This is a genomic window from Agrobacterium genomosp. 2 str. CFBP 5494, assembly GCF_900013495.1.
In the GTDB taxonomy this organism is placed as follows: Bacteria; Pseudomonadota; Alphaproteobacteria; order Rhizobiales; family Rhizobiaceae; genus Agrobacterium; species Agrobacterium pusense.
On record NZ_LT009718.1, the window covers coordinates 2699966 to 2725291 of the forward strand.

Consider the following 25326-nt stretch of genomic DNA (forward strand, 5'->3'; position numbering starts at 1 on the left):
GACCGAATGAAACTATCGGACGCCTCCCGGCGAAAACTCGTTCCATTTTTGAATTCCGAGCCTTCCACTCAACTCATACGGAAGGATTGATGATCTATGCAAGTCACCTTTGCTGGATTAGGTCTATTAGAGGTAAATCAAACGCGAAGCGGGCCATGATCCTATCACTCCGAAGCACGGTATCGACCCATGGAAATGCTTGGCGTTTGGCCGCCGCTGGAGGATAATCGCGGCATGATCACAGCAGATGACGAATTTCTGACGGGCCTGCCCGTTTTTCAGCGCTTTGAGGACGTGGTTGATCCGGCGCTTTATCGTGCCCTGCCACCGGGATGGGGGCTTGCCATCGCCGATATCGTCGATTCAACGGCGGCGATCCAGACCGGCCGATACAAGGCGGTGAACATGGCCGGCGCGGCGGTCATTTCCGGTGTGTCGAACAGTCTCGGACGTCACGACCTGCCCTTCGTTTTCGGCGGCGATGGCGCCGCCGTCACCGTGCCCCCGGGCGGGCTGCCGCTTGCCAGCGCCGCTCTTTCTTCCGTTCAGCGTTGGGTGAAGGACGATCTCGACCTTACGATGCGGGTAGCGCTGGTTCCGGTTGAGGATATTCGTGAGAATGGCTTCGATGTGCGCGTCGCGCGTTTTCAGGCAAGCGACGATGTTTCCTATGCGATGTTTTCAGGTGGCGGCAATAGCTGGGCTGAAGCACGGATGAAGGAAGGCCTTTATATCCTGCCCACCGCAGCCGCAGGCGAACGCCCGGATCTGACCGGCCTCTCATGCCGCTGGAATCCCATTCCGGCGACCCGTGGCAAGGTTGTATCCATCATAGCGGTGCCGGGGCCGTCGCGGGACATGCCGGCATTCCGCAAGCTTGTTACCGATCTTGTCGATCTGGCCGAGCAGGACGGAAGGCATGGCCACCCCGTGCCTGAGGAGGGCCCGAAGCTCGGTTTCGTGCGGGAGGGACTGAATCTCGAGGCACGAGCAGGAGCGGCCCATCGCGACGTCTGGGGCCAGTTGCGCCGTTCGTCCCGTATTCTCGGCGAGACCCTGCTTATCAATTTGCTCGGCTTGACGGGTCTTTCGCTCGGACGGTTTAATGCGGAGCGCTATCGGCGCTCCGTCGCCAGCAATACCGATTTCAGGAAATTCGACGACGGTTTGAAGATGACCGTGGATATCGACGGCGCAAGGCTCGAAAAAATTCGCGACCGGCTGGAGCAAGGCCGCCTGTCTGGAAGCTGTTATTTCGGCCTGCATGAGCAGGACGCCGCATTGATGACCTGTATCGTACCCTCCCCGCTTTCACGGGATCACATGCATTTCGTGGACGGCGCTGACGGCGGATATGCGGCTGCAGCAAGCCTGCTCAAGCAGCAGATGCAGGCTGGGCCCGCCCGCTGATCGCACCCGGCGCAAAGACCAGCGCGCTCCTTGCGGGATCACCCGCCCGGTCAGGTAACTCACAAACGAAAAACCGGCGTCAAGCGCCGGTTTCAATTCAATGCTGCCGGAGGCCTGACGGCCCCGGATCAGGCGGCTGTCTTGCTGCTCTTCTGCGCCTGGCAATAAATTTCCTCAAGGGAGGCCAGGATTTTCTTAACGGATTCGGAGTTGCTGGAATAATAGATGGTCTGCGCATCCCGTCGTGTCTTTACCAGCCGCTGGGCCCGCAATTTCGAAAGATGCTGCGAAAGAGCGGACTGGCTGAGACCAACCTGAGAGGCGAGAACACCGACCGGCACTTCCGTATCCACCAACGTGCATAAGATCATCAGGCGCTTGGGATTCGCCATCGCTGAGAGCAAGTCTGCAGCGGCGATGCTATGTTCCGACAGAGATTGGTTATCCATACGCTCAAGTCTCCTGATGACAGTCGGAAAGACGGTCATGGTGGCTATTATAGGTGTTCCAAAAGGTGTTTTTATAATTCGGTGGATACGTTGTATATACCTAAATCTTGCTTATATCGTGTCCCTTTCAAAGACTATTCTTCACTAATTATCCATCTAAGACACTTCACCTAAAATATCGGCGTTCTGCCTGATTTTTATCCCATTGACAATAAAAACATGTATTAGAATAAGTATTCATAAGCAACAAATGATAAAAATTTCAGCTCCCAAATCACCATAACCCGCGACCGATTTTGAGGCTTTAAGCTTATACCACCTTAAATTTAGCAACGCGCTACAGAATCTAGTTTTACTTTGCGCAATTTTCTCGAAATTTGCAATATGGTTTTTATTAGTAATAATTTTCATGCATAACTTATGATGTCAAAGATACTCTTTCCAACAGGGGGAAGGTAACTTGCCCGAAATATCTGCGGAAAAACAAAAGGGACCCCCCGGTGAGGGAGGTCCCTTTTGTTTCCTGGCAAAAGCCAGTTATTTTTTGCGATGACGGGTCAGCCCTGCCACGACTTCGTCAGCGGAAATCGTGCCGACGATTGCGCCATTGTCGACGACACCGATTGCGCCGGAATGTTTGGCCAGCGCATCGAGAATGTCGATCAGGGGGGATGACGGGCGGGCGGTGGCCGCGACGGTCATCTGGCCGTTGCGTTCATCTACGCCCCGCTTCATCACATCCGCAGCGGTCAGCATGGAGATCGGGTTCATATTCTGCACGAAATCCGCGACATATTGCGTGGCCGGTTGCTTGACGATCTGCTGCGGCGTCCCGCACTGGATGATGCGTCCGCCTTCCATCATGGCGATACGATTGCCGATGCGGAAAGCCTCATCCAGATCGTGGCTGACAAAGAGGATCGTTTTCTTCAGCCGGCTCTGGAATTCGAGAAGCTCATCCTGCAGGCGGCTTCTGATAAGGGGGTCGAGCGCCGAGAATGGTTCGTCCATCAGCAGGATCGGCGCGCCGGTGGCAAACGCTCTCGCCAGTCCCACACGCTGCTGCATGCCGCCGGAAAGCTCTCCCACCTTGCGGTCGGCCCAGGCGGAAAGATTGACCAGTTCGAGCTGCTCGGCCACCATGCGTTTGCGCTCCGCTTCCGGTACGCCGGAAAGCTCGAGCCCAAAACCGACATTGTCGGCCACGTTACGCCACGGCAGAAGACCGAATTGCTGGAACACCATGGAAACCGTATGCATGCGCAGGTCGCGGAGCGATTTGGCCGTTGAGCGATAGGGATCGACAAAGCCGGTCTTGGTCTTCACCCCCACATTGCCGCGTACCACGGGCGCAAGCCCGTTGACGGCCCTGAGCAGCGTCGACTTGCCCGAGCCGGAAAGCCCCATAAGCACGAGTATCTCGCCTTCGCTCACCGACAGCGATGCATTGGCGACACCGAGCACCAGCCCGGTCTCGGCATTGATCTCGTCGCGCGTACTGCCCCTGTCGATCATCGGCAGCGCGGCATCGGGCCGGTCGCCAAAGACGATATCGACATTTCCGAAGATGATGGCGTCACTCATAGATCATCCTCCGTACCGGGAAGGCGGAAAAGCCGGTCAAGAACGATCGCCAGTATGACGATGCACAATCCCGCCTCGAAGCCCATGGCGATATTGACGGTGTTCAAGGCGCGCACGACAGGCACGCCCAAACCATTGGCGCCGACAAGCGCGGAAATGACCACCATCGACAACGACAGCATGATCGTCTGGGTAAGACCGGCCATGATCTGCGGCGCGGCAAAGGGCAGCTCCACCTTGCGCAGCACCTGCGACGGCGTTGCTCCGAAGGCGACGGCCGCCTCGACCAGCGCCGGCGGCGTGGAGACAATGCCGAGGCGTGTGAGCCGCACCGGAGCCGGAATGGCGAAGATGACGGTGGCGATCAGCCCCGGAACCATGCCAAGGCCGAACAGCACCAGCGCCGGAATGAGATAAACGAAGGTGGGGATGGTCTGCATCAGGTCCAGCACCGGGCGCATGCCGGCATAGATCCATTTGCGCCTCGCCGCCAATATGCCAAGCGGTATGCCGATGATCATGCACACGGCGCTGGCGGCGATCACCAGCGCCAGCGTCTCCGTCGTCGCTTTCCAATAGCCGAGATTGATGATGAGCAGCAGGCCGAGTGCGGTGAAGACGGGCATGCCGATCGAGCGTCGCGTCCAGGCCGAAAGCGCCGTGACAATCGCCACGATGACCAGCGGATGCGGCGCCTGGAGCACATAAAGCAGGGCGTTGATGACGCTTTGGAAAATGAAGGAAAGCCAATCGAAGAAAAAAGCGAGATTGCCGGTCAGCCAGTCGATGGCCTCCTTGGCATATCGGCCGACGGGCAGGCGGTTTTCAGGAGCGCTGAGCCATTCCACGGTAAGAAAAGACCTTTCTTAAACAAATGCAGAAACAACGACCGGCAGACGGCGGCCGGACGCGGTGCTGGCGCATGACCTGCAATGCGTTGAAAATGCGCGGGCAAGGTCATGCATGGGCATCGATATTTCCCGCTGTATCCAGCCTGTCGCGCAGGCCGGATACATTCATGCATAGTCTTGCGTTTTAAAGGCCAAGCGCCTTCTTGACGGCGGGCAGGGCGTCGGCGCTGCCATCCTTGGTCTTGACGTTGGCGAGCCAGGGCTCGACCGCAGCCGGATTGGCCTTCAGCCATGCGGTGGCGGCAGCTTCGCCCTCAAGCCCGTCATTCAGGATTTTGCCCATGATCTCGTTTTCCATGGGCAGGGAAAATTGCAGGTTCTTGAGGAAGGCGCCGACATTGGGGCATTCCTCGACATAACCCTTGCGAACATTGGTGTAGATCGTCGCACCACCGAAGTTGGGACCGAAGACCTCATCGCCGCCCGTCAGGTAGGTGAGCTTGAAATTCGCATTCATCGGATGCGGTTCCCAGCCGAGGAAAACGATCGGCTCGCCGGATTTTTCCGCGCGGGCGACCTGCGACAGCATCCCCTGCTCGGAGGATTCGACGACTTCGAACGCCTTCAATCCGAATGTATCCTTGGCCACCATGTCGAGGATCAGGCGGTTGCCGTCATTACCGGGCTCGATGCCGTAAATCTTGCCGCCAAGCGCGTCGCTGTGCGTGGCGATGTCCTTGAAATCCTTGATGCCGAGTTCGGCACCCTTGGCGTTGGTCGCCAGCGTATACTTGGCGCCGGTCAGGTTTTCCCGCAGCGTTTCGACCGATTTGTCTTCGCGGTAAGGCGCGATATCCCCTTCCATGGTCGGCATCCAGTTGCCGAGGAAGACATCGATGTCTTTGTTTTTCAGGGATGTATAGGTAACGGGAACCGAAAGAAGCTTGACGTCGGTTTCATAGCCGAGGCTTTTCAGTAGCACCGTGGCGGTGGCCGTTGTGGCGGTGATGTCGGTCCAGCCCACATCGGAAAACCGCACCGTGCCGCAGCTTGCCGGTTCGGCGGCACCGGCCGCGCTGAACGTCATGGAGGAGATTGCTGCGGCCAGAACCAGACAGCGACGTCTATTTGCAAACATTGTTTGCTCCCTTTTTTTCGTTCCCTTGCCATTATCAATATCTTCCGGCCACAATCAACTCGCGTGCATTTGCGTGCTTTGGCCCGCCCGTTTGCGACAAAAACGGCAAAAACGTCGGGATTCGAACCTGCAGATGGGAAAAAGCAGACCGCAGAAATCTGTGTTTTTCGCGCCTGCGCACTTTTCAATCCACATCTTCCTCGTCAAAAGACGCCTGATGCGGCATCGGACCGGGCTTTGTGATCGCCTGGTGAAATCCGGCGCGCCGTTTCGTGAGGTTGCGAGGCGTCCGAAAGGCGCGAAGGCGCTCCGGGAGTGGATAATGGCAAAACTCTATTTCAATTATTCGACGATGAATGCCGGCAAATCGACCATGCTGCTGCAGGCGTCCTATAATTATCAGGAGCGCGGCATGCGCACGCTGATCTTCACGGCCGCGTTTGACGACCGCGCCGGCGTCGGCCGTGTCGCCTCGCGCATCGGTCTGTCCTCCGACGCCCTGACCTTCGATGAAAATACCGATTTGTTCGCTGAAGTATCGGCCCTGCATGTACAGGCGCCCGTCGCCTGCGTTTTCGTCGACGAGGCCAATTTCCTCTCAGAACACCATGTCTGGCAGCTTGCCGAGATTGTCGACCGGCTGAACATCCCGGTCATGACCTATGGTCTGCGCACGGATTTCCAGGGCAAGCTCTTCCCTGCCTCAAAAGAACTGCTTGCGATTGCCGACGAGCTGCGCGAAATCCGCACCATCTGCCATTGCGGCCGCAAGGCGACGATGGTGGCCCGCTTCGACAATGAAGGAAATGTCGTCACGGAAGGCGCGCAGATTGAGGTAGGCGGCAACGAAAAATATGTTTCCTTCTGCCGCCGCCACTGGGTGGAGATGTTCAACGGCGGCTGAGCGGCTGCGTCCGGTTGCCGCATTTGATTTTTCGCAAAGATGACCGCCCGGCTCCTGCGCTAGAACGGCGGGGACATCCGCTTGGATGTGCTTTCTCTCAGGAGCAAAATTATGCAGAACAAAATTGCCGGATTTGCCAGCCTCGTCATTGCTGGAATTTTTGCCTTCCCCGCCCTGTCTGCCGAAATCGAAGTGAAGATGCTCAACAAGGGCAGCGATGGTCAGGCGATGGTCTTCGAGCCCGCAACCGTCAAGGCTGCCGTAGGTGACGTCATCACCTTCATTCCGGTGGACAAGGGCCATGACGCGGCAGCCGTGAAGGATATGATCCCCGAGGGGGTTTCCGAGTTCAAGGGCAAGATGAACGAGGCGGTGAAGCTGACGGTCGAGAAAGAAGGCGCCTACGTCGTCAAATGCACGCCGCATCTCGGCATGGGCATGGTCGCGCTCGTTGTCGTGGGCGACGCCGTGCCGGCCAACCTCGATGCCGTCAAGAGCGGCAAACTGCCGAAAAAGGCACGCGACCGGCTGAATGAGGAGATCGCCAGGCTCGGCCTCTGACTGCTTGCCCTCCGGCTCCACGGCGGCCGTTACGTCGCAGTCCGTATGGAGAGCGATGATGGCCGGCGCGGACCGCAGGTTGAGAAAAGTTTCGCAATCATGTTGTATCCCGGTTGACCGGGACATATCTGCAGGACAGTAAATGACCGGAGTCCGACCAGGCGCCGAAGGGCGCCCCACCGGATGGTGGTTTTATTCCGGCATCCAGCCCCACGGGCAGAGGAGACTATGACGACATGATAGACCGGATCACCGCCACGATTCAGGCAGCCTTCAGTGCCATCGGCAGGGCCGCCGGTCTTCTCGTCGCCTGGCTTTTATGGCCCTTCATGGCCGCCCATGGCTGGTACAGCGGCCGCAACTGGCTCATCAAGGGCCCGATCGCTCTGGTTCTCATCCTGCTTGCCGGCTTCTACGGATATTTCGTCTGGCAAACGCAGGTCTGGAGCAATTTCGATCCGGATTACATTTCCCGTTACAAGCTTGCTGAACGGACCGTGCCGCCCGGACAGGAACTGCCGGCCGCCTCCCCGACGTCGCCCGCTGGCGTAACCGGTGCAGCCGCCAACACATCGGCACCGGTGTGCCAGCGCTCGGCCATCGTTGACGCTGCCGCCGATCTCACCGATTTCAACGTCAACCAGAATGCATGGATTTCCTCTATGCTGCTCTATCGCCTCGGTCTCTTCGGCATGGACTGGGATAGCACACCGTTTCTCGACAACAAGGCCTCATTCCAGCGCGGCGTGAACCAGGCCGTGCGCCGCACCTCGGTGGAGCTGGTGGATACGCTCGGGCGCGTGCGCGGGACATCGGGCATCAACAACAACCTCCAGGAAGCGCGTGGCAATATGCAGTTCAGCGAATATTCCTGGTATTTCGGTCTCGATCCCTTCGGCCCGAAGACGCCGACTCCCAGCTATTACCGCGCCGCGATCCGCAGCTTCCAGGCCTTCAATGGCGAGCTCGTCGCCTGCAAGGCCGTCTTCGACACCCGCGCCGACAACCTGATCCAGTTCATCGACCGCATTGCCGGCGATATCGGCTCGACATCGGCCATCCTGCGTGAGCGTTCGGAAAACTATAATGGCGGTTGGTTCGATACCCGCGCCGACGACCGTTTCTGGTTCGCCTATGGCCAGCTCTACGGTTATTACGGCGTACTTTCCGCGGCCGGATCCGACTTCGCGCAGGTCATCCGCGAACGCAACCTCACCAACCTGTGGAACGACACGCTCCTGCAGACCCGCGCAGCCTTGCGCATCCAGCCGGCGATCATCTCCAATGGTGAGGAGAGCGGCTGGATCATGCCGTCGCACCTGGCCACCATGGGATTTTACGTTTTGCGGGTTCGCTCCAATCTCGTCGAGCTTCGCTCGGTTCTCGACCGATAAGGCGCAGGTTTTCCCGAAGGGCGGGACCGATCAGACGATCAGGCCAAGGCGTATGGTCTTGGCCACCAGCTGGGTGCGGTTCACGCAGTCGAGTTTGCGGATGGCGTTGTTCATATAGGCGTTGACGGTATGTTCCGAGATGGAGAGAAGCTCGGCAATCTCCACCGAGGTCTTCCCCTGCGCCGTCCAGCGCACCACGTCGAGTTCCCGCTTCGTCAGCGGTGAAGGCCCTCTGGAGCCGGTGCGGCAAAGCCGGTCATAGACCTCCAGCGCATGTAGCGCGATCATGCCCAGCTCGTTCAGCGCGGCCTGTTGCAGGGTATCGCGATCGCCTGCGAAATTCATCAGATACCGATTGCCGTTCATGCCGTGTACCGGGACCATGAGACCCGAAGTGATGCCCATGCTGCGCACGGAGGATACGGCATCCTGAAGCGTTTCACACGCAATGTCCGGGTCCTGCAACGACCAATATTGCGGCATCATCGATGATGCGCCGCGCCTGATGACGGGACAATCCCCGAGCGCACCGTCGCTGGTCATCGCATTCACGACCCAGATTGGCAGGCTGCTTTCAATGACCGTCGGCAAACCATAGGCATTTTGGCCGCCGGGCAGGAGCAGCAGGGTCACATAGGCGTAACCGAAGGCGTGCATCACTTCCTGCAGCGCCTCCAGCCATTGGGACTTGTCGGTAGCAGCCGACAGATCATCGCATAGCCTCGCCTGACGCTCCGTCTTCACCATTCACGCCCCCTCTCCGCGCCGGGTCTTGACGCCAGGAGCGAAAAAATGCGTGGCCATGACGGGGTTGCGACCTTCATATCGTCTGGATTACCCTGCTAAAGCACCGGCTTTTCGGCCTTGTCCTTCGGCTTGGCCATCAGTTTCTCCAGGAAACCAAGCATGACCGCCGAGGCGACAAAAGCCAGATGGATGATCGTGAACCACATCAGCTTGCTGTCCGAGTACTGATTGGCATTGAGAAAGATTTGCAGCAGGTGAATGGACGAAATGGCCACGATTGACGACGCGACCTTGATTTTCAGGCTTCCGGCATCAAGCTTGCCCAGAAACGAAACCTCCGCATCGGCATCGTCGAAACGGCTGACAAAGTTCTCGTAACCGGAAATCATCACCATGACGATCAGGCTGGCGACGAGTGCCGCATCGATCAGGCCCAGCATGGCAAGGATCATGTCGGCTTCGTCGTAGGTAAAAACGTTCTTCGCAACTTTCAGAAACTTGAGCGCGAAAGAAAAGGCGTAGACAGCCAGCGCCGCGACCAGGCCGAGATAAAAAACGACCAGCAGCCAGCGGCTGGAGAGAATGATCCGCTCGACGAGCAGTTCAAGAGACTTCATTTCCGTATCCGATAATTAAACTGTTATTTTCGGGTATGCTTTCTTTCGCCATGTAAACTGACCGCTAAGATCGTAGCAAGCATCAATGTCGGCACTTTGACCGCATCGTGGCGTTTTCGTCCTTACCCATCTTTTTTGGCCGCGGCCCGCAAACGTAATATTTTTGCAACATAGCGCCCCGCTTTAAAACATGATGCTAAAAGTCATATATAATAATGTTGACAGTTATAATCATGTTTTTTAGTCCTCGCTTACCGGCTCGCCCGTAACAATCAAAACAGTTTCAGCCGCGACGGCAAACGCGGCGTGCTTTCGCACGCCGTGGCCTATTCGCGCGCCTACCTGGGGGTATTTAATGTCCATTTCGCGCACGCATTCCGCGCTGCTTCTGTGCACTGCCATCTCTCTTCTGCCGCTCGCCGGCCCCGTGCGGGCGCAGGATGCCGCGGCGCAGGCGGACGGCACCACCACGCTCGAAAAAATCGTCGTCAAGGGCAAGCGCGTCAAAAGCGCCAATGCCGTAGCCGACACCCCGCTGGCGAGCCAGACGACGGCGGAAGATATCCGCAAGAAGGACATCGGCAGCATCAAGGACCTCGGCAACAGCACGGAACCCGGCGTCGATTACGTCGACGCCAAGCCCGGCCGGCCCGGCGGCCTGTTCATTCGCGGCCTCGGCGGCGCACGCGTCGTCACTTTGATCGACAATATTCCCGTTCCCTTCTTCGAAAACTTCGCCCGGCAGGGTCAGGCCACCACCACATTGAGCAATACGAATTCGAGCTTTGATTTCTCATCGCTTTCGACCGTTGATGTGGTGCGTGGCGCCGATTCCAGCCGCATCGGCTCCGGTGCTCTCGGCGGCGCGCTGGTGCTGCGCACGCTCGAGCCGGAAGACCTGATCGGCGAAGGCAGGGACTGGGGCGGTGTCGTCAAGACCACCTATGACAGCGAGGACAGGAGCGTGGGCGGATCGCTCGCCGTCGCCAAGAAGATCGAAAACACCTCGGTCCTGTTCCAGGGCTCCTACAAACGCGGCAATGAAACGGACAACAAGGGTACGGCAGACATCTACGGCACGCGCCGCACCAAGCCCAACCCCGCCGACACCTATGAAAGCAACCTGATGTTCAAGATCCGCCAGGATCTGGAAGGTGGCCACCGCATAGGACTTACTGCCGAACGGTATTCGCTGAGAGACCGCAGCGACATGAAAACCCTTCAGGGTGTCAGCGTATCGGGCTCGACCTATCGCATCGGCGATTACCGCGGTTACGAGGACACTGAGCGCGACCGCGTCTCGCTTGATTATGAATACGAGGCGCCCTCGACTGACAGCGTGATCGATGCCGCCAATCTGTCGCTCTACTGGACGCGCCTCTCCAAGGAATCCGGCGCTGGCGACCGGCTGACCAATAATTCCCTCTATATTCGCGAAGACAGCATGCGCAACAGCGCCTTCGGTATCGTCGGGGGCCTGGAATCCGGGTTCGAGCTTGGCGGCGTGCAGCACACCGTCCGTTTCGGCGGCAACGCCATGACCACCGATTTCAGCCAGGAGCTTTTCGCCAATACGGCCGGTTCGACCTCATCATCGCAATCGGACATGCCTGACGTGAGCGGCAAGAGCCTCGGCCTTTATCTCGATGACGAAATCGCCTTCGGCAACGGCTTCCGACTGACCCCCGGCCTGCGCTTCGATTCCTACGATTACGATCCCGATGGCTCCGTTTCCAGCAACAGCGGCTACCGAACATTCGGCCTGCCGAGCGGCAATAGCGGCTCGCGCTTCTCGCCGAAGCTTCTTGCCACCTATGACGTCACGCCCGAACTACAGCTTTTCGCACAATGGTCGATGGCCTATCGTGCCCCGACGATCAACGAACTGTATCTGAACTTCTCCAACGTCAGCTCCGGTTACGCTGTTGTCGGCAACTCCGCCCTCAATCCCGAGACCAGCAACGGTTTCGAGATCGGTGCGAACTACGCCTCCGGCGACCTGACGGGAAGCCTGACGCTGTTCCACAACAAGTACAAGAACTTCATCGAACAATATACGACCTCGACAACGCTCTTCCCCGGCTTCGGCGGCAGGGGCAACGGATCGCTGTTTACCTATCGCAACCGCAACAACGTCGAAATCTCCGGTGTGGAGGCCAAGGTCCGCAAGGATCTGGCAAACGGCTTCTTCGCCCACGCTTCGCTCGCCTACGCCTATGGCAAGGACACCGACACCAACGAGTTCATCCGCACGGTGGCACCGTTCAAGTCCGTCCTCGGCGTGGGTTATGCGCAGGATGTCTGGGGCACGGAACTGACGGGCGTTTTCTCCGCCGGCATGCGTGACGACAGGGTGGCCAACACTTTCGACGCCCCCGGTTACGGCGTCTTCAACCTGACCGGTTGGTGGGAACCCGAGCAGACCAAAGGCCTGCGCATCCAGGCCGGCATCTACAACCTGTTCGACAGGAAATACTGGAATGCCGTCGGCGTCCGCGACGTGAACCCGAATTCGGTCAGCACCGTCAATCAGCCGGTCGATTTCTACACGGAAGCAGGCCGCACCTTCAAAATCTCCCTGACCCAGAAGTTCTAAATCCGGGGCGGAAGCATCAACTCCAGTCGGGCGGCCTTTCGGGTCGCCCCTTTTTGTCAGCGGCAATAGAGATAGCCGCCTTTTCGCTCCAGCACGTCGAGATGCAGGTGATCCTGATGGGTAGCATCGCTGCCGGGCGAAAGGACCGTGCGGAAAAACAGGCAGGCGGCAGCGGTAATCGTGCGCTGGAAAGCGCCTTCCGGCGTCCCGTCCTCACCGCGCGGCTTCATCACCAGCGGCTCGCCCTTATCGAAGGAAATGGTAGAAATATCCACGGCATTGCCCTTGGCATGTTCGGAAATCTTGCCGTTTTCCGCGCTGTTGCGGTTTCGGCAAATATAGGTCGAGGCATTGGCGATCGTCGTCACCTTTCTGTCCGGGAAAGCGAGAGCGGCCGCCGGCACCATCATCTCCTTGGTCCAGCGTGAAAGGGCAAGCGCGGTTTCGCAGCGCATGGTCCCCGATGGCTCCAGCTTGATGCCAGGCAGAACCACCGATAGCTCGACGGGCGATTCGATGCCGCACCCCTGTTCCTCGTCGCGGACGGGCTCAAGAGGTTCGAACTCGGCGCCAATCTCCTTCAACGAGGCAAGACATGCCTGGAGTGCGGCCGGGTCCTCCGGCTTCACCGGCTCCGGTGGCTTCTCCTCAGGTTTCGCCGCTTCGACAGTCGGTTTCTTCTGCTCCACGCCATCCTTGTCCTCGCCTTCCTTCTTGGCGTCATCGGAACCCTTGTCTGCGGGTGTCTTTTCACCATCGGATTGCTGGTTTCCGGAAGCATCGGGTTTCGCGACCGGCTTCTCCTCGGGCTGCGGCTTGGGAACGGGTTTGGGTGCTTCCGCCGGCCTTTGCGGCGTCTCGTCGGATGGCTTTTCCGAGGGGGTGGAGGACTGCCCCTCACCCGGTTTCGGCTGCGGCACCTGCGCCGGCGGTTCAGAGGCAGAAATCAGTGCGAGGGTGGTTACCAGAAGACAAAGGCGATGAAGCATTTTACGGGGCACTCCTGACCGTTTCGGCAGGGGTGCAACGCCGCGGCGGCCCGTAAGGTTCATTCCCCTGCCGAAATCCGCTTGCCAAGGCGGATCGTGCACGCTAACAATTTTCGCATGAACATCGTGTCTAAGAACATTGCTAACTGGTGGTGGAGCAGCTTTACGCGGCCTTGACCAGTCATGTCTTCAGACAAAGTCCAAGCCGCCCGAATTTTCAGGCGGCTTTTTTGTTATCTTGCCGCCTGTCATCGGGCCTGAACAACGGGAAGTGCGAAAGAAATGGTAACGATCATTCAGGATGACGGAGCGGAAACCTACGAGACGAAAGGCGGCATCAAGGTCAGCCGAAAGCGCCGGCCTGCCGACTATGCCAACGCCATCGACAATTATGTCGAAAAGCTCGATTCCCATCGCGGCGCAGTTTTCTCGTCCAACTATGAATATCCCGGCCGCTACACGCGCTGGGACACGGCCATCATCGACCCACCGCTCGGAATTTCCTGTTTTGGCCGCAAGATGTGGATTGAGGCCTATAATGGCCGCGGCGAAGTACTGCTTTCCTTCATCACCGAAAAGCTGAAGGCGACGCCCGATCTCACGCTCGGCGCTTCCACCACGCGTCGTCTTGATCTTACCGTCAACGAACCGGACCGCGTCTTCACCGAAGAAGAACGCTCAAAAATCCCGACCGTCTTCACTGCGCTGCGCGCCATAGTCGACCTCTTCTATTCGAACGCGGATTCGGCAATCGGCCTGTTCGGCGCCTTCGGTTACGACCTCGCTTTCCAGTTCGACGCCATCAAACTGTCGCTGGCGCGCCCGGAAGACCAGCGCGACATGGTGTTGTTCCTGCCCGATGAAATCCTGGTCGTTGATCACTATTCCGCCAAGGCCTGGATCGACCGTTACGATTTCGAAAAGGGCGGCGTGACGACGGACGGCAAGTCCTCCGACATCGCGCCCGATCCCTTCAAGACAACCGATACGATCCCGCCCAAGGGCGATCACCGTCCCGGCGAATATTCCGAACTTGTCGTGAAGGCCAAGGAAAGCTTCCGCCGCGGCGATCTGTTCGAGGTCGTCCCCGGCCAGAAATTCATGGAACGCTGCGAAAGCAACCCATCGGCGATTTCCCGCCGCCTTAAGGCGATCAACCCGTCCCCCTACTCCTTCTTCATCAATCTCGGCCATCAGGAATATCTGGTCGGCGCTTCGCCGGAAATGTTCGTGCGCGTCTCCGGCCGCCGCATCGAGACCTGCCCGATCTCAGGCACCATCAAGCGCGGCGACGATCCGATTGCCGATAGCGAGCAGATCCTGAAGCTGCTCAACTCGAAGAAGGATGAGTCCGAACTGACCATGTGTTCGGATGTGGACCGCAACGACAAGAGCCGCGTCTGCGAACCCGGTTCGGTCAAGGTCATTGGCCGCCGCCAGATCGAGATGTATTCGCGCCTCATCCACACGGTGGACCACATTGAAGGCCGCCTTCGGGACGATATGGACGCCTTTGACGGCTTCCTCAGCCACGCCTGGGCCGTGACCGTCACCGGCGCACCGAAGCTCTGGGCCATGCGCTTCATCGAAGGCCATGAAAAGAGCCCGCGCGCCTGGTATGGCGGCGCCATCGGCATGGTCGGCTTCAACGGCGACATGAACACCGGACTTACGTTGCGCACCATCCGGATCAAGGACGGCATTGCCGAGGTGCGTGCGGGTGCGACCCTGCTCAACGATTCCAATCCGCAGGAAGAAGAAGCCGAAACCGAACTCAAGGCGTCCGCCATGATATCAGCCATTCGCGACGCGAAAGCCACCAACGCCGCGTCCACCAAGCGCGATGCGGCTAAGGTCGGTACCGGTGTGAAGATCCTGCTTGTCGATCACGAAGACAGCTTTGTCCACACGCTGGCGAATTATTTCCGCCAGACCGGTGCGACCGTCTCCACCGTCAGATCGCCGGTCGCAGCCGACGTATTCGATCGCTTCCAGCCCGATCTCGTCGTGCTTTCCCCCGGACCGGGCAGCCCGACGGACTTCGACTGCAAGGCGACGATCAAGGCGGCCCGCGCCCGCGAATTGCCGGTCTTCGGCGTCTGCCTCGGCCTTCAGGCTTTGGCGGAAGCCTATGGCGGCGAGCTTCGCCAGCTTGCGGTGCCGATGCATGGCAAACCCTCGCGCATCCGCGTGCTGGAACCGGGCCTCGTCTTCTCCGGTCTCGGCAAGGAAGTGACCGTTGGCCGTTACCACTCGATCTTTGCCGACCCCTCCACCCTGCCGCGTGATTTCATCATCACGGCCGAAAGCGAGGACGGCACGATCATGGGCATCGAACATGCCAAGGAACCCGTGGCTGCCGTTCAGTTCCACCCGGAATCGATCATGACGCTTGGCCAGGACGCCGGCATGCGCATGATCGAGAACGTGGTGGTGCATCTGACCCGCAAGGCGAAGACGAAAGCCGCGTGATGGCTGCCGCGGACACCACCAACATCGAGCCGATACGGGCGGAGCACGTTGAGAGCTTTCACCGTGCGCTCGATGCGGTATCGCGCGAGCGGAAATATCTGAGCTTCCTGGAGGCGCCGCCGCTCGATGCGGTACGCGCCTTCGTTCTCGACATGATCGAGAACAACCATCCGCAATTTGTAGCGATTGCGGATGGCGAAGTGGCGGGCTGGTGCGACATTCGCCGCCAGGACCGAGTAACCCGCGCCCATTGCGGCACACTCGGCATTGGTATCCTACCAGCCTACCGTGACAAGGGACTTGGCGCGCAGCTGATGCGGCGAGCGCTCGATTCCGCCCGTCAAGGCGGGCTGCATCGTGTCGAGCTGAGCGTGCATGCGGACAACGCCAGAGCGATAGCGCTGTACGAAAAAATCGGCTTCGTGCATGAGGGCCGGGCCCGCGATGCCGTTCTGATCGACGGGCGCTATATCGACAGCCTGAACATGGCGATCATCCTCGGCAACTAACCCCTCGGCAGCGCAGCGGAAATACAAAGCGCGAATTTCTTCAGCAGCTGCAGGTCGAAATGTCCCTCCCGACGCAGCATCCAGGTCAGCGCGTCATTCGCCGTCCATGGCTTCTTGTAGGGTCTGACCGAAGTCACGGCGTCGTAAACGTCGCAGATGGCCGCGATACGCGCGTAAAGGCTGATCTCGCTGCCGGCACGCCCGCTGGGATAACCGCCGCCGTCAATTCGCTCATGATGATTGAAGCAGACATCAAGCACCATCTCAGGCATCTGCTCGTTTCGCGACAATATTTCCCGCCCGAATGCCGGGTGGAGATTGATGATTTTGCGTTCGTCGGTGCTCAACCCATCCGCCTTGTTGAGAATGGACGAGGGGATTTCCACCTTGCCAATATCATGCAGCAGGCCACTGACGCCGAGCAGATCGACCGTTCCGCGGTCGAGCCCGAGATAATTACCGAAGAGGATCATCAGCCCACTGACGGAAACCGAGTGCACGAAAGTCGTTTCATCTTTCGATTTCAGGCGGGTGACCCCGATGAAGATCGCCGGGTTCGACTGTACGGCATCGGAAATCTTGCCCGCCGCCGCCGCCATGCCCTTCAGCGACACAAGGCCGCCGGCTTCTGCGGAAGCAAAGGTCTCGGAAATAGTGCCTGCGGCTGATCGGACCGCATGGGTTACGGCGGCAATGGTTTCCGGGCAATTGTCCGGCGCCAGCGAAACCGCAGCCGAACGCCTGCCGCCTTCGGTATCGTATCCCCTGGCCGTGTTGATGATGATGCTTTCAGCGCCGCTTGATTTCAATTGCCGCATCAATTCCTCCTGCCGCAAAAGAAAGCGGTGCCGCTTTAAAAATCCCTGATTCGAAAGCGTTCCTTCGACCGCTTCGATAAACATGCCAAGTGTCAGTTGCTGGGTGGAAATTCGTTTGAGCATCAGACGCTTTTATTTTCCTTCCCGGGAATATAACCTAAAACCGCAATTCGTAAAAATGCCGGCGCACAACCGGATGAACTATAAAGGTGAAGTCAAGCCTTCCCAATCCCGCCTAAACTTGAACCTCGAAGATTAGATACCACAAATATGAAAATTTTTTACTCTCGATATATTTAAAACTCAAATAATCAATTCGAATAGATCCAGAAACAACCCTCGAATGTAAATAATGAAGATTCTCGCATACGACGTAAATCAGGAGCCGAAGAAAGCCGCATGAATTCCAGACTTGAAAAGCGCATCGACCAGGGTACGGGCCGTGAACCGGCAGACATGGTTCTCAAGAACGGCCGCTTCTTCGATCTCGTCACCGGAGAACTCGTTGCCTCGGATATCGCCATTTGTGGCGATACGATCGTGGGAACCGGTGAAAGCTATGAGGGTTACCGGGAAATCGATATTTCCGGCAAAATCGTCGTCCCCGGTTTCATCGATACGCATCTCCATATCGAATCGTCGCTGGTGACACCGCATGAGTTCGATCGCTGCGTTTTGCCGTATGGCGTCACCACCGCCATTTGCGACCCGCATGAAATTGCCAATGTGCTCGGTGTGGAGGGGCTTCAGTTCTTCCTCGACAGCGCCATGGAAACCATCATGGACATCCGCGTGCAGCTTTCCTCCTGCGTGCCCGCCACTCACCTGGAAACCGCTGGCGCCGACCTGCCGATTGAAAAGCTGCTGCCGTTCCGGAACCACCCGAAGGTCATCGGCCTTGCTGAATTCATGAATTTCCCAGGTGTCATCCACAAGGACCCGGTGTGCATGGCGAAGCTGGAGGCTTTTCAGGGCCAGCATATCGACGGGCACGCACCGCTTCTTTCCGGAACAGCGCTGAACGGTTATCTCGCTGCCGGCATCCGCACCGAGCATGAATGCACGAGTGCAACGGAAGCGCTGGAGAAAATCCGCAAGGGCATGCACATTCTGGTGCGCGAAGGCTCGGTCTCGAAAGACCTGCATGCCCTGATGCCCATCATAACCGAGCGGCTGTCGCCCTATCTGGCACTCTGCACCGATGACCGCAACCCGCTCGACATCGCCGAACAGGGCCATCTCGACTACATGATCCGCACCGCGATCGCCAGCGGCGTGGAACCGCTCGCCATCTATCGCGCCGCCTCTATTTCCGCCGCCAAAGCCTTTGGCCTGCGCGATCGCGGCCTGGTCGCGCCGGGCTGGCGCGCCGATCTCGTGGTGATCGACAGCCTGGAAAGCTGCAAAGCCAGCATGGTTCTTTCCGGCGGCCGGATCGTCAACGATGCGCTCTTTGCCACGCGCAAACCGGTCGCACCGGTCGGTCTCGACAGCGTCAAGGCGAGACCCGTGCTCACCTCGCATTTTGGCGTGCCGGTCACGGAAGGCGAAAGCCCTGTCATGGGCGTGCTTCCCGGCAAAATCATTACCGAGCACCGCCGCTACAGGCTGCCGACGGACGGCAACCAGACCACCGTCGATCTCGAAAACGATATCATCAAGGTCGCCGTCATCGAACGCCACGGCAAGAACGGCAACCATGCCAATGGTTTCGTTCAAGGTTTCGGCCTGAAAAAGGGCGCCATCGCCTCCACCGTCGGTCATGACAGCCATAATATCTGCGTTGTCGGGGTGAGCGAAGACGACATGGCGCTGGCCGCTAACCGGCTGGGCGAAATCAAGGGCGGTTTTGTCGTGGTGGAAGACGGCAGGGTGACAGGCGAAATCGCTCTGCCCGTCGCCGGGCTGATGAGCCTTGAACCCTACGAGACCGTTCGCGATACGCTGCACACCCTGAGAAAAGCAGCCTATGCGCTGGGCACCACGCTGGAAGAACCCTTCCTTCAGGTCGCCTTCCTGCCCCTGCCCGTCATCCCCCATCTCAAGATTTCCGACATGGGCATGGTGGATGTGGACCGGTTTGCGCTGATCTGATGGTGGCTTGGCGACTAGCGGCAGCGAAGAACGCTTCGCCTCCGTTTTTGAGGCCGCTGGCGCGGCCTCATGCCTTCGTCTCCGCAGGCCAGGTGACATAATAATATTTGCCCGCGACCCTGCCGAAATAGGCATTTTTTCCCGTCGCCTTTTCGACATAACTCCCGTTTCCGTCCTTGGAAAGCGCACCGTCTTCGCTGCGCTTCAGTTGAGTATTGAGGAAGTCGACCCAGTTGGTCTTGGCGGTATCGGTAGCTGTGGTCGGCGTTGCTTTTTTCTGGTTGGGATCCCACGCATTGATCGTTTTACCCTGAGTGGGATTGGTAACCTGCAGGGCCCCGCGCTCGAGAGCGCCTACCATTGCCCGGGCGCGCAGATATTGCGCCGGATCGTCGCCAGCCAACGCGAGCTTCGCTTTCAGATTCCGCATGAAAGCGGGCGACGCGATATAGTCGGCCGAAGAGGTTTTTGCCGCTGGTGTCGATGAGGATGTGCGGGCCGCCGATTTCCCGGCAGGAAATACATCGCGGATGGACGGAAGGGCAGCCTTGGCTTTGCCGCCTGAGGATCTAGTATTACCGCTGTTGGGCTGATTGAAATTCTTGATTGAAACGGACATGACAATTTCTGCTTCACTAACGAGTGGTGATGGAAATATGCAGGACTCGATGTTTGACGCCGAAAGCTTGCCCAGGACTTGCAGTACAGCCGAAATAAATGCGAAACCATTATTTATGCGGAGGAAAAACGATAATATAAACATTCTAAATTATGAATATACTTAAATAGCTTCGTTACGACGTTAAGACAAAGCCATGACGTCACATGCGGCGGTGGCAACCCGCCCCGCAGCCAGAGACTCTTCGCGGATCAGCACAGGCAGCCTATCGCTTCGGGATCAGCGACTTGCGAAAATAAACGACGCGCTCCGTTTCCTCAAATCCCAGGGCCGCATGCATGCGATGGGAGCTGAGATTGGCGATATCGGCATCGGAGGCAAGTTCGCTGACGCCTTGGTCGATGGCCCAGCGGGTCACCTGCTCCACCAGAAGGGCGGCGACGCCCTGCCTGCGAAACGCCTCCTCCACGTAGATTCCCTCAAGAAACGCCACGGGTGACGTATCGCAGCCGTTGACGTAATCCCGCCGCAGGCTGACCTCGGCAAAACCAATGGCCGATCCGTCGAGATCGTGAACGATAAATCCAGCCCCGGTTTCGCAAACGTCCTGCAACTCAGCCCGATGGTCTTCAGGCGCCGTATCGGGCCAGAGACGGTGTCGCAGAAGGCACCAGTCATCCGGATAGTCGCCAGCATTTCGGACGTCGAAAGTCCCGCTCATTCAACGCTCCCGCAAAACACGTCCAGCCCCTCAAGCTTGACGATGCCGCCATCAAACAGCGGCTCGAAACCCGGCATCGGCAGGATTGTCGTCACGTTCATGCCCCTGGGGATGGGAAACTCCACCGGCTTGCGCGTCAGGTTGAAAACGAAAAGCAGCGTATGCTCGCCCTTGTGACGCGTGAAGGCCAGCACGTCGAGATTTGTTTTCAGGAACGTCATGTCCCCGTCACGCAGCGCGCCATGGCTTTTCCGGAACGACAGAACCGCCCGGTAATGGTTCAGTATCGAGTCCGGCCTTCGTTCCTGCGCATCCGCGGCGTGCATGGCATGCGCATAGGGCACCGGCAGCCACGGTTTTTCAGCGGTCGAAAAGCCGGAATTCTGCTTGCCTGTTTCCCACACCATCGGGGTGCGGCATCCATCGCGCCCCTTGAAGGCTGGCCAGAAGCGGATGCCATAGGGGTCGCGCAAATCAGCGAAAGCCAGCTCAGCCTCCGTCAAGCCAAGTTCCTCGCCCTGATAGAGGCAAATGGACCCGCGCAGGCTGGCGAGAACGCAGATGGCAAGCTTGGCAACCCGCGTCTGTTCTTCGGCGCCTTCCGAAAACCGGCTGAGATGGCGCACCACGTCATGGTTGGAGAAGGCCCAGCAGACCCACCCGTCCGTCACCACCTTGCCGAAAGTCTCGACCGACCCGCGGATGTGTTTGGCGGTGAAATCCGGTCCCAGAAGGTCGAAGGTGTAGCACATGTTGAGCTTGTCGTTGCCGGACGTGTAAGCAGCAACGGTCTTCAACGATCGCGCGCCGTCACCAACTTCACCCACGGTGGCGCGGCCCTCATACTCATCGAGCAGTGCGCGGAAGCGCTTCAGGAATCCGATATTTTCCGGCCGGGTCTTGTCATAAAGATGGTCCTGCATGCCGTAGGGGTTGACGTCCGAAGCGTCGAGCCCGAAGCTTTCCTCGTCGAACAGCGGCGGGTTGTCACGCAGGAGCTTGTCGTGGAAATAGTGATTGACGGTATCGAGCCGGAAACCGTCCACGCCGCGATCCAGCCAGAAGCGTACCGTTTCCAGCAGCGCATCCTGAACCTCGGGATTGTGGAAGTTCAGGTCCGGTTGTGACGTCAGGAAGCTGTGCATGTAATATTGCTTGCGCACGCCATCCCACTCCCAGGCCGGCCCGCCAAAAACTGAAAGCCAGTTCGTCGGTGCCGTGCCGTCCGGTTTGGGATTGGCCCACACATACCAGTCAGCCTTGCTGTTCGTCCGGCTCGCCCGGCTGTCCACGAACCATGGATGCTGGTCCGACGTGTGCGAGATGACCTGGTCGATGATGACCTTCAAGCCGAGACGATGCGCCTCGGCCATCAGCGCATCGAAATCAGTGAGCGTGCCGAACAGCGGATCGACATTGCAATAATCCGAGACGTCATAGCCCATATCCGCCATGGGCGAGGTGAAGAAGGGCGAAAGCCAGATTGCGTCGACACCGAGCGAGGCGATGTATGGCAAGCGCTTGGTCACGCCGGCGAGATCACCATAGCCGTCGCCCGTCGTGTCCTGAAACGAACGCGGATAGACCTGATAGATCACCGCTCCCTTCCACCAGTCCGATTGCGCTTGGGGTTTGTGGACCGGGGCATGGGATAACGTCATCGGCAATCTCCTGATCGTGTCTGACGGAGAGAATATAAAGCAGCCGCCTCCGCGTAAACCTTAACTTCGCACCTGCACAAACGGCCAAAACCACCTTGTCAGCAGCGCGCACTCGTCGTAAGCCGCATGGCTGGAAAAAACGGGAGGATGACGGCGTGGGCGGACGATTTCTGTCGATTGGCGAATGCATGGTGGAACTGTCGCAGGCCGGCAACGGGCTGCTGCGTAAGGGTTTTGCCGGCGACACCTTCAATACCGCCTGGTATGCGCGCGCCTGCCTGCCGGAGGACTGGTCCGTCGATTATTTCACCGCAGTCGGCGACGATCCGCTTTCGGAAGACATGCTGGCATTCATTGCGGAAGCCGGCATCGGCACGGAAAAAATCCGCCGCATCAAGGGCGGCACGCCCGGCCTTTACCTGATCAACCTGAAAGACGGCGAACGCACCTTCAGCTACTGGCGCAATGCCGCGGCGGCAAGACAGCTCGCTGCGGACGCGGACCACCTGCGCAAAACGGTCGAAAACGCCGACGTGGTCTATTTCTCCGGCATTACGCTCGCCATCCTCGCCTCCGCCCATGATGTCGATACATTCCTTGCGGAACTGCGCCGCGCCAGGGCGGCCGGTAAGCTCGTGGTCTTCGATCCCAACATCCGCCCGCGCCTCTGGGCGGACAAGGACATCATGCTGGAGACGATCTCCAATGGTGCCCGCGCCGCGACGCTTGTCATGCCGAGCTTCGACGACGAGGCGAGCCATTTCGGCGATACCTCCGTGGAAGCGACCATTGCCCGTTACCGTTCGCTCGGTGTTGAAAACATCGTTGTGAAGGACGGCGCCAAAGGCGCAACACTCGATTTTGGCGGCAGCCACAGCCATGCCCCGGCGATGAAGGCCGTTGAGGTGGTGGACACGACGAGCGCCGGCGACAGTTTCAACGGCGCCTTCCTTGCCCGCTACGTGACCGGTAACTCACCGGAGGAAGCGGCCACCTTTGCGGCAAGGGCCGCCGCAACCGTGATTGGCCACCACGGCGCGCTGATCAGCCCCGAATTGCTCCCTCTCGTCGGATAGCCGCCACGCCCGGCCAGCAAACAAGGTTTTGCAGCCGTCACAGACCCTGACATGATCCTGTAACAAGCGCGCCGCATATACGGGCGGAAGCCGGGCAATGGGGATTCGCCCGTGCGCAGATGAGCAGGATCGGTGTTCATGACGAGAATCACGATTGTCACAGATGCCTGGCACCCGCAGGTCAACGGCGTGGTTCGCTCGATCGAAAACACCAATACCGAACTCGCGCGGCTCGGCGTCGACGTGCGCATGGTGACGCCGCAGAGTTTTTACAGCATTCCCTGCCCCACCTATCCGGAAATCCGCCTTTCGGTTGCCGGCTATCGCCGCGTGGCGGCGGAGATCGAAAAAAGCCAGCCCTCCTTCGTGCATATTGCCACAGAAGGGCCGCTGGGTTTCATGGCGCGGCGCTGGTGCGTAAAGAACCGCATGCGTTTTTCAACCAGCTATCACACCCGCTTCCCCGAATATGTGGCGGCGCGCTTTCCCGTGCCGGAAAGCTGGCTTTATGCCTTCGTGCGCTGGTTCCACAATGGCGGCAATACCTGCATGGTGGCGACGCCAAGCCTTGAGACAGAACTGGAGGCGCGCGGCGTGCGCAACCTCAAGCGCTGGAGCCGCGGCATCGACGCCGAGCTTTTCCATCCCCGCCCGAAGGCAAAGCTGCCCTTCGACCTGCCAAGACCGATTTTCATGACCGTGGGACGTGTAGCGGTGGAGAAGAACCTGCCGGAATTCCTCGATCTCGACCTGCCGGGATCTAAGGTCGTCATCGGCGACGGCCCCGCCCGCCATGAATTGCAGGAAAAATACCCTGACGTCCTTTTCACCGGCGTCAAGACCGGCGAGGATCTTGCCGACGCCTATGCGCAGGCCGATGTCTTCGTTTTCCCGTCCAAGACAGACACCTTCGGCAACACCATTCTGGAAGCTCTGGCAAGCGGCGTGCCCGTGGCCGCCTTCCCCGTTACCGGACCAATCGACATCCTTGGCGGCAACCCGGCGGCCGGAGCGCTGGACGACAATCTTCGCGATGCCTGTCTTGCCGCCCTTCATTGTTCGCCCCAGGCGGCGCTGGCGCTCTCCAGGAGCTACAGCTGGGAAAAGGCATCCAGGCAATTCCTCGACAATGTCATTCATGCCGCTGGCAAATCGCTGCCGCTGCTCTCCCGCTCCCAACTTGCATGAGTCGATCCCCGAGATTTTCTTCAGGGATAGTGGACGAAACCGATCGGGAATGTCACAAGGCGATCAGGACGCGACTGCCGTTATCTTTAGAACGGGGTCGGGCTGCTGATTGACGTCAGGCGGCTGCCGCGAGATTACGCTGGCCGTCCTTTAGTCCGATAAACCGGTGCCTACCAGGCACCGACCAGAGATTCGCCCGTCAGCGGCACGGCCCGTTCCTTTCCGTCTCGGTCCTTGACCGAAAGAGATGCGGCCATCTGCTTGGGTGACTTGCGGAACCAGTTGGCGGCGACGCTTGCCATATCTCCGATCGCCGCCTGTTTGTGCCATTCGGCAAAGCGCTTGGCTGTTGCTTCCGGCTCCGAACGATAGAAGAAATCGCCGGATTGGCCGAGATCGTTGATGGATGACGCCATGGCGGAGAGTGGCCGCTGGAACATTTTCGCCGGCACCGACAGCCCCCGGGCGCTATCGGCAAAAGCCGGCGCCATGAAATCGATCGCCCAGCCATCGGCCTCGATCCAGCAGTGGAAATTCTCGCCCGCACCTGTCACGTAACCATCGTCGCGATGATCCGCGAACAGGAGCACCTTTCCGCCAAGATTATAGGCCGCAAGCCCGCCCTTCGGCACCGCTTTCACCTTGTAGTGCTGCTGCAGGATGAAGGCGCCGAAAGTGCTGAAATACATCGAGGCCGAAGCGGGATCGGCGTTCTGGGCGAGGAGCAGGCTGTTGATGACGCGGTAGATCCGCTGATAGTCGGTCTGCTTGATCAGCATGATTTTTACTCTTCAAAACAAGGCGTTGGATGAGCGTCCGCCGCTTGTTTCTTCTCCCCGAGGGGGAGAAGTCCGCGGCAGCGGGATGAGGGGGCTAGGCCAGCGATATACGGAGAGCTTGCAACACAAAACACAACACACACAACACG

Annotated in this window: 22 protein-coding genes; 10 read left to right on the forward strand and 12 right to left on the reverse strand. The window is 58.8% G+C overall.

All coding sequences use genetic code 11. From position 1 onward, the window contains the following. Window positions 1-234: 234 nt before the first annotated feature. On the forward strand, window positions 235-1410 hold the full coding sequence (locus AGR2A_RS13560; RefSeq protein ID WP_072494953.1) for a DUF3095 domain-containing protein: 1176 nt from the start codon (window positions 235-237) through the stop codon (window positions 1408-1410). 128 nt (window positions 1411-1538) lie between these two features. On the opposite strand, the gene AGR2A_RS13565 is transcribed toward AGR2A_RS13560, so the two are convergent. From AGR2A_RS13565 to AGR2A_RS13580, 4 genes are all read right to left on the reverse strand, one after another. Then, complete coding sequence (locus AGR2A_RS13565; protein WP_003524068.1) at window positions 1539-1859, reverse strand: ArsR/SmtB family transcription factor; 321 nt, start codon at window positions 1857-1859, stop codon at window positions 1539-1541. A 537-nt stretch (window positions 1860-2396) separates the two neighbouring features. Next, window positions 2397-3443 carry a choline ABC transporter ATP-binding protein gene (gene choV / locus AGR2A_RS13570; RefSeq protein ID WP_004443032.1) on the reverse strand — a complete coding sequence of 349 codons (1047 nt, stop codon included), beginning with the start codon at window positions 3441-3443 and terminating at the stop codon, window positions 2397-2399. Continuing rightward, window positions 3440-4291, reverse strand: a complete 852-nt coding sequence (gene choW, locus AGR2A_RS13575) for a choline ABC transporter permease subunit (protein ID WP_004443035.1) — start codon at window positions 4289-4291, stop codon at window positions 3440-3442. Before choW ends, choV begins: the two co-directional genes overlap by 4 nt. 187 nt (window positions 4292-4478) lie before the next feature. Beyond that, the gene (locus AGR2A_RS13580; protein WP_373887382.1) at window positions 4479-5381 is read right to left on the reverse strand and encodes a choline ABC transporter substrate-binding protein; all 903 of its coding nucleotides are present in this window, start codon (window positions 5379-5381) and stop codon (window positions 4479-4481) included. A gap of 373 nt (window positions 5382-5754) precedes the next feature. Between AGR2A_RS13580 and AGR2A_RS13585 the strand changes: the two genes are divergently transcribed. The 3 genes from AGR2A_RS13585 to AGR2A_RS13595 all read left to right on the forward strand — a co-directional run bounded on the left by AGR2A_RS13585 (window position 5755) and on the right by AGR2A_RS13595 (window position 8291). Beyond that, on the forward strand, window positions 5755-6336 hold the full coding sequence (locus AGR2A_RS13585; RefSeq protein ID WP_072494954.1) for a thymidine kinase: 582 nt from the start codon (window positions 5755-5757) through the stop codon (window positions 6334-6336). Between the two features lie 111 nt (window positions 6337-6447). Beyond that, complete coding sequence (locus AGR2A_RS13590) at window positions 6448-6897, forward strand: pseudoazurin (protein WP_072494710.1); 450 nt, start codon at window positions 6448-6450, stop codon at window positions 6895-6897. 236 nt (window positions 6898-7133) lie between these two features. Beyond that, window positions 7134-8291, forward strand: a complete 1158-nt coding sequence (locus AGR2A_RS13595; protein ID WP_072494711.1) for a DUF2333 family protein — start codon at window positions 7134-7136, stop codon at window positions 8289-8291. Window positions 8292-8321: 30 nt separating this feature from the next. On the opposite strand, the gene AGR2A_RS13600 is transcribed toward AGR2A_RS13595, so the two are convergent. Together AGR2A_RS13600 and AGR2A_RS13605 are read right to left on the reverse strand one after the other, a co-directional pair. Beyond that, window positions 8322-9038, reverse strand: a complete 717-nt coding sequence (locus AGR2A_RS13600) for a helix-turn-helix transcriptional regulator (RefSeq protein ID WP_072494712.1) — start codon at window positions 9036-9038, stop codon at window positions 8322-8324. A gap of 95 nt (window positions 9039-9133) precedes the next feature. Continuing rightward, window positions 9134-9655 (reverse strand): TIGR00645 family protein, encoded by a 522-nt coding sequence (locus tag AGR2A_RS13605; RefSeq protein ID WP_004443046.1) that lies wholly within the window; start codon window positions 9653-9655, stop codon window positions 9134-9136. A gap of 355 nt (window positions 9656-10010) precedes the next feature. On the opposite strand from AGR2A_RS13605, the gene AGR2A_RS13610 reads away from it, so the two are divergent. Then, window positions 10011-12251, forward strand: coding sequence for a TonB-dependent hemoglobin/transferrin/lactoferrin family receptor (locus tag AGR2A_RS13610; protein WP_072494713.1), 2241 nt, complete (start codon window positions 10011-10013; stop codon window positions 12249-12251). Between the two features lie 56 nt (window positions 12252-12307). Here the strand turns inward: AGR2A_RS13610 and AGR2A_RS13615 are convergent, their stop codons facing one another. Further along, on the reverse strand, window positions 12308-13240 hold the full coding sequence (locus tag AGR2A_RS13615; RefSeq protein WP_072494714.1) for an extensin-like domain-containing protein: 933 nt from the start codon (window positions 13238-13240) through the stop codon (window positions 12308-12310). A 282-nt stretch (window positions 13241-13522) separates the two neighbouring features. Between AGR2A_RS13615 and AGR2A_RS13620 the strand changes: the two genes are divergently transcribed. Both AGR2A_RS13620 and AGR2A_RS13625 read left to right on the forward strand, forming a co-directional pair. Then, window positions 13523-15712 carry an anthranilate synthase gene (locus AGR2A_RS13620; protein WP_022556731.1) on the forward strand — a complete coding sequence of 730 codons (2190 nt, stop codon included), beginning with the start codon at window positions 13523-13525 and terminating at the stop codon, window positions 15710-15712. Beyond that, window positions 15712-16221 carry a GNAT family N-acetyltransferase gene (locus AGR2A_RS13625; RefSeq protein ID WP_072494715.1) on the forward strand — a complete coding sequence of 170 codons (510 nt, stop codon included), beginning with the start codon at window positions 15712-15714 and terminating at the stop codon, window positions 16219-16221. Before AGR2A_RS13620 ends, AGR2A_RS13625 begins: the two co-directional genes overlap by 1 nt. On the opposite strand, the gene AGR2A_RS13630 is transcribed toward AGR2A_RS13625, so the two are convergent. Further along, the gene (locus AGR2A_RS13630; protein WP_035211098.1) at window positions 16218-17162 is read right to left on the reverse strand and encodes an HD-GYP domain-containing protein; all 945 of its coding nucleotides are present in this window, start codon (window positions 17160-17162) and stop codon (window positions 16218-16220) included. The genes AGR2A_RS13625 and AGR2A_RS13630 overlap by 4 nt on opposite strands. Before the next feature lie 276 nt (window positions 17163-17438). On the opposite strand from AGR2A_RS13630, the gene ade reads away from it, so the two are divergent. Beyond that, window positions 17439-19133, forward strand: coding sequence for an adenine deaminase (ade, locus tag AGR2A_RS13635; protein ID WP_072494716.1), 1695 nt, complete (start codon window positions 17439-17441; stop codon window positions 19131-19133). A 67-nt stretch (window positions 19134-19200) separates the two neighbouring features. On the opposite strand, the gene AGR2A_RS13640 is transcribed toward ade, so the two are convergent. The 3 genes from AGR2A_RS13640 to AGR2A_RS13650 all read right to left on the reverse strand — a co-directional run bounded on the left by AGR2A_RS13640 (window position 19201) and on the right by AGR2A_RS13650 (window position 22134). Next, window positions 19201-19896, reverse strand: a complete 696-nt coding sequence (locus AGR2A_RS13640; RefSeq protein WP_234797400.1) for a hypothetical protein — start codon at window positions 19894-19896, stop codon at window positions 19201-19203. A 121-nt stretch (window positions 19897-20017) separates the two neighbouring features. Further along, entirely contained in the window at window positions 20018-20473 is a 456-nt protein-coding gene (aac(6'), locus tag AGR2A_RS13645) for an aminoglycoside 6'-N-acetyltransferase (RefSeq protein WP_072494718.1), read from the reverse strand. Continuing rightward, the gene (locus AGR2A_RS13650) at window positions 20470-22134 is read right to left on the reverse strand and encodes an alpha-glucosidase family protein (RefSeq protein WP_072494719.1); all 1665 of its coding nucleotides are present in this window, start codon (window positions 22132-22134) and stop codon (window positions 20470-20472) included. Before AGR2A_RS13650 ends, aac(6') begins: the two co-directional genes overlap by 4 nt. 155 nt (window positions 22135-22289) lie before the next feature. Here AGR2A_RS13650 and AGR2A_RS13655 point away from each other — a divergent pair, with 155 nt between their 5' ends. Both AGR2A_RS13655 and AGR2A_RS13660 read left to right on the forward strand, forming a co-directional pair. Further along, window positions 22290-23210 (forward strand): sugar kinase, encoded by a 921-nt coding sequence (locus AGR2A_RS13655; protein WP_072494720.1) that lies wholly within the window; start codon window positions 22290-22292, stop codon window positions 23208-23210. Between the two features lie 138 nt (window positions 23211-23348). Further along, window positions 23349-24398 carry a bifunctional monoglucosyl/glucuronosyl diacylglycerol synthase gene (locus tag AGR2A_RS13660; protein WP_004443066.1) on the forward strand — a complete coding sequence of 350 codons (1050 nt, stop codon included), beginning with the start codon at window positions 23349-23351 and terminating at the stop codon, window positions 24396-24398. A 170-nt stretch (window positions 24399-24568) separates the two neighbouring features. On the opposite strand, the gene AGR2A_RS13665 is transcribed toward AGR2A_RS13660, so the two are convergent. Then, on the reverse strand, window positions 24569-25177 hold the full coding sequence (locus AGR2A_RS13665) for a DUF2026 family protein (RefSeq protein WP_072494721.1): 609 nt from the start codon (window positions 25175-25177) through the stop codon (window positions 24569-24571). Window positions 25178-25326 lie beyond the last annotated feature (149 nt).

Excerpts from the sequence above, each read along its gene's own strand:
- AGR2A_RS13560 (WP_072494953.1), top strand. The coding sequence starts at position 235 with ATGATCACAGCAGATGACGAATTTCTGACGGGCCTGCCCGTTTTTCAG.
- AGR2A_RS13565 (WP_003524068.1), bottom strand. The coding sequence starts at position 1,859 with ATGGATAACCAATCTCTGTCGGAACATAGCATCGCCGCTGCAGACTTG.
- choV (WP_004443032.1), bottom strand. The coding sequence starts at position 3,443 with ATGAGTGACGCCATCATCTTCGGAAATGTCGATATCGTCTTTGGCGAC.
- AGR2A_RS13580 (WP_373887382.1), bottom strand. The coding sequence starts at position 5,381 with ATGACGTTCAGCGCGGCCGGTGCCGCCGAACCGGCAAGCTGCGGCACG.
- AGR2A_RS13585 (WP_072494954.1), top strand. The coding sequence starts at position 5,755 with ATGGCAAAACTCTATTTCAATTATTCGACGATGAATGCCGGCAAATCG.
- AGR2A_RS13590 (WP_072494710.1), top strand. The coding sequence starts at position 6,448 with ATGCAGAACAAAATTGCCGGATTTGCCAGCCTCGTCATTGCTGGAATT.
- AGR2A_RS13595 (WP_072494711.1), top strand. The coding sequence starts at position 7,134 with ATGATAGACCGGATCACCGCCACGATTCAGGCAGCCTTCAGTGCCATC.
- AGR2A_RS13600 (WP_072494712.1), bottom strand. The coding sequence starts at position 9,038 with ATGGTGAAGACGGAGCGTCAGGCGAGGCTATGCGATGATCTGTCGGCT.
- AGR2A_RS13605 (WP_004443046.1), bottom strand. The coding sequence starts at position 9,655 with ATGAAGTCTCTTGAACTGCTCGTCGAGCGGATCATTCTCTCCAGCCGC.
- AGR2A_RS13610 (WP_072494713.1), top strand. The coding sequence starts at position 10,011 with ATGTCCATTTCGCGCACGCATTCCGCGCTGCTTCTGTGCACTGCCATC.
- AGR2A_RS13615 (WP_072494714.1), bottom strand. The coding sequence starts at position 13,240 with ATGCTTCATCGCCTTTGTCTTCTGGTAACCACCCTCGCACTGATTTCT.
- AGR2A_RS13620 (WP_022556731.1), top strand. The coding sequence starts at position 13,523 with ATGGTAACGATCATTCAGGATGACGGAGCGGAAACCTACGAGACGAAA.
- AGR2A_RS13625 (WP_072494715.1), top strand. The coding sequence starts at position 15,712 with ATGGCTGCCGCGGACACCACCAACATCGAGCCGATACGGGCGGAGCAC.
- AGR2A_RS13630 (WP_035211098.1), bottom strand. The coding sequence starts at position 17,162 with ATGCTCAAACGAATTTCCACCCAGCAACTGACACTTGGCATGTTTATC.
- ade (WP_072494716.1), top strand. The coding sequence starts at position 17,439 with ATGAATTCCAGACTTGAAAAGCGCATCGACCAGGGTACGGGCCGTGAA.
- AGR2A_RS13640 (WP_234797400.1), bottom strand. The coding sequence starts at position 19,896 with ATGTTTATATTATCGTTTTTCCTCCGCATAAATAATGGTTTCGCATTT.
- AGR2A_RS13650 (WP_072494719.1), bottom strand. The coding sequence starts at position 22,134 with ATGACGTTATCCCATGCCCCGGTCCACAAACCCCAAGCGCAATCGGAC.
- AGR2A_RS13660 (WP_004443066.1), top strand. The coding sequence starts at position 23,349 with ATGACGAGAATCACGATTGTCACAGATGCCTGGCACCCGCAGGTCAAC.
- AGR2A_RS13665 (WP_072494721.1), bottom strand. The coding sequence starts at position 25,177 with ATGCTGATCAAGCAGACCGACTATCAGCGGATCTACCGCGTCATCAAC.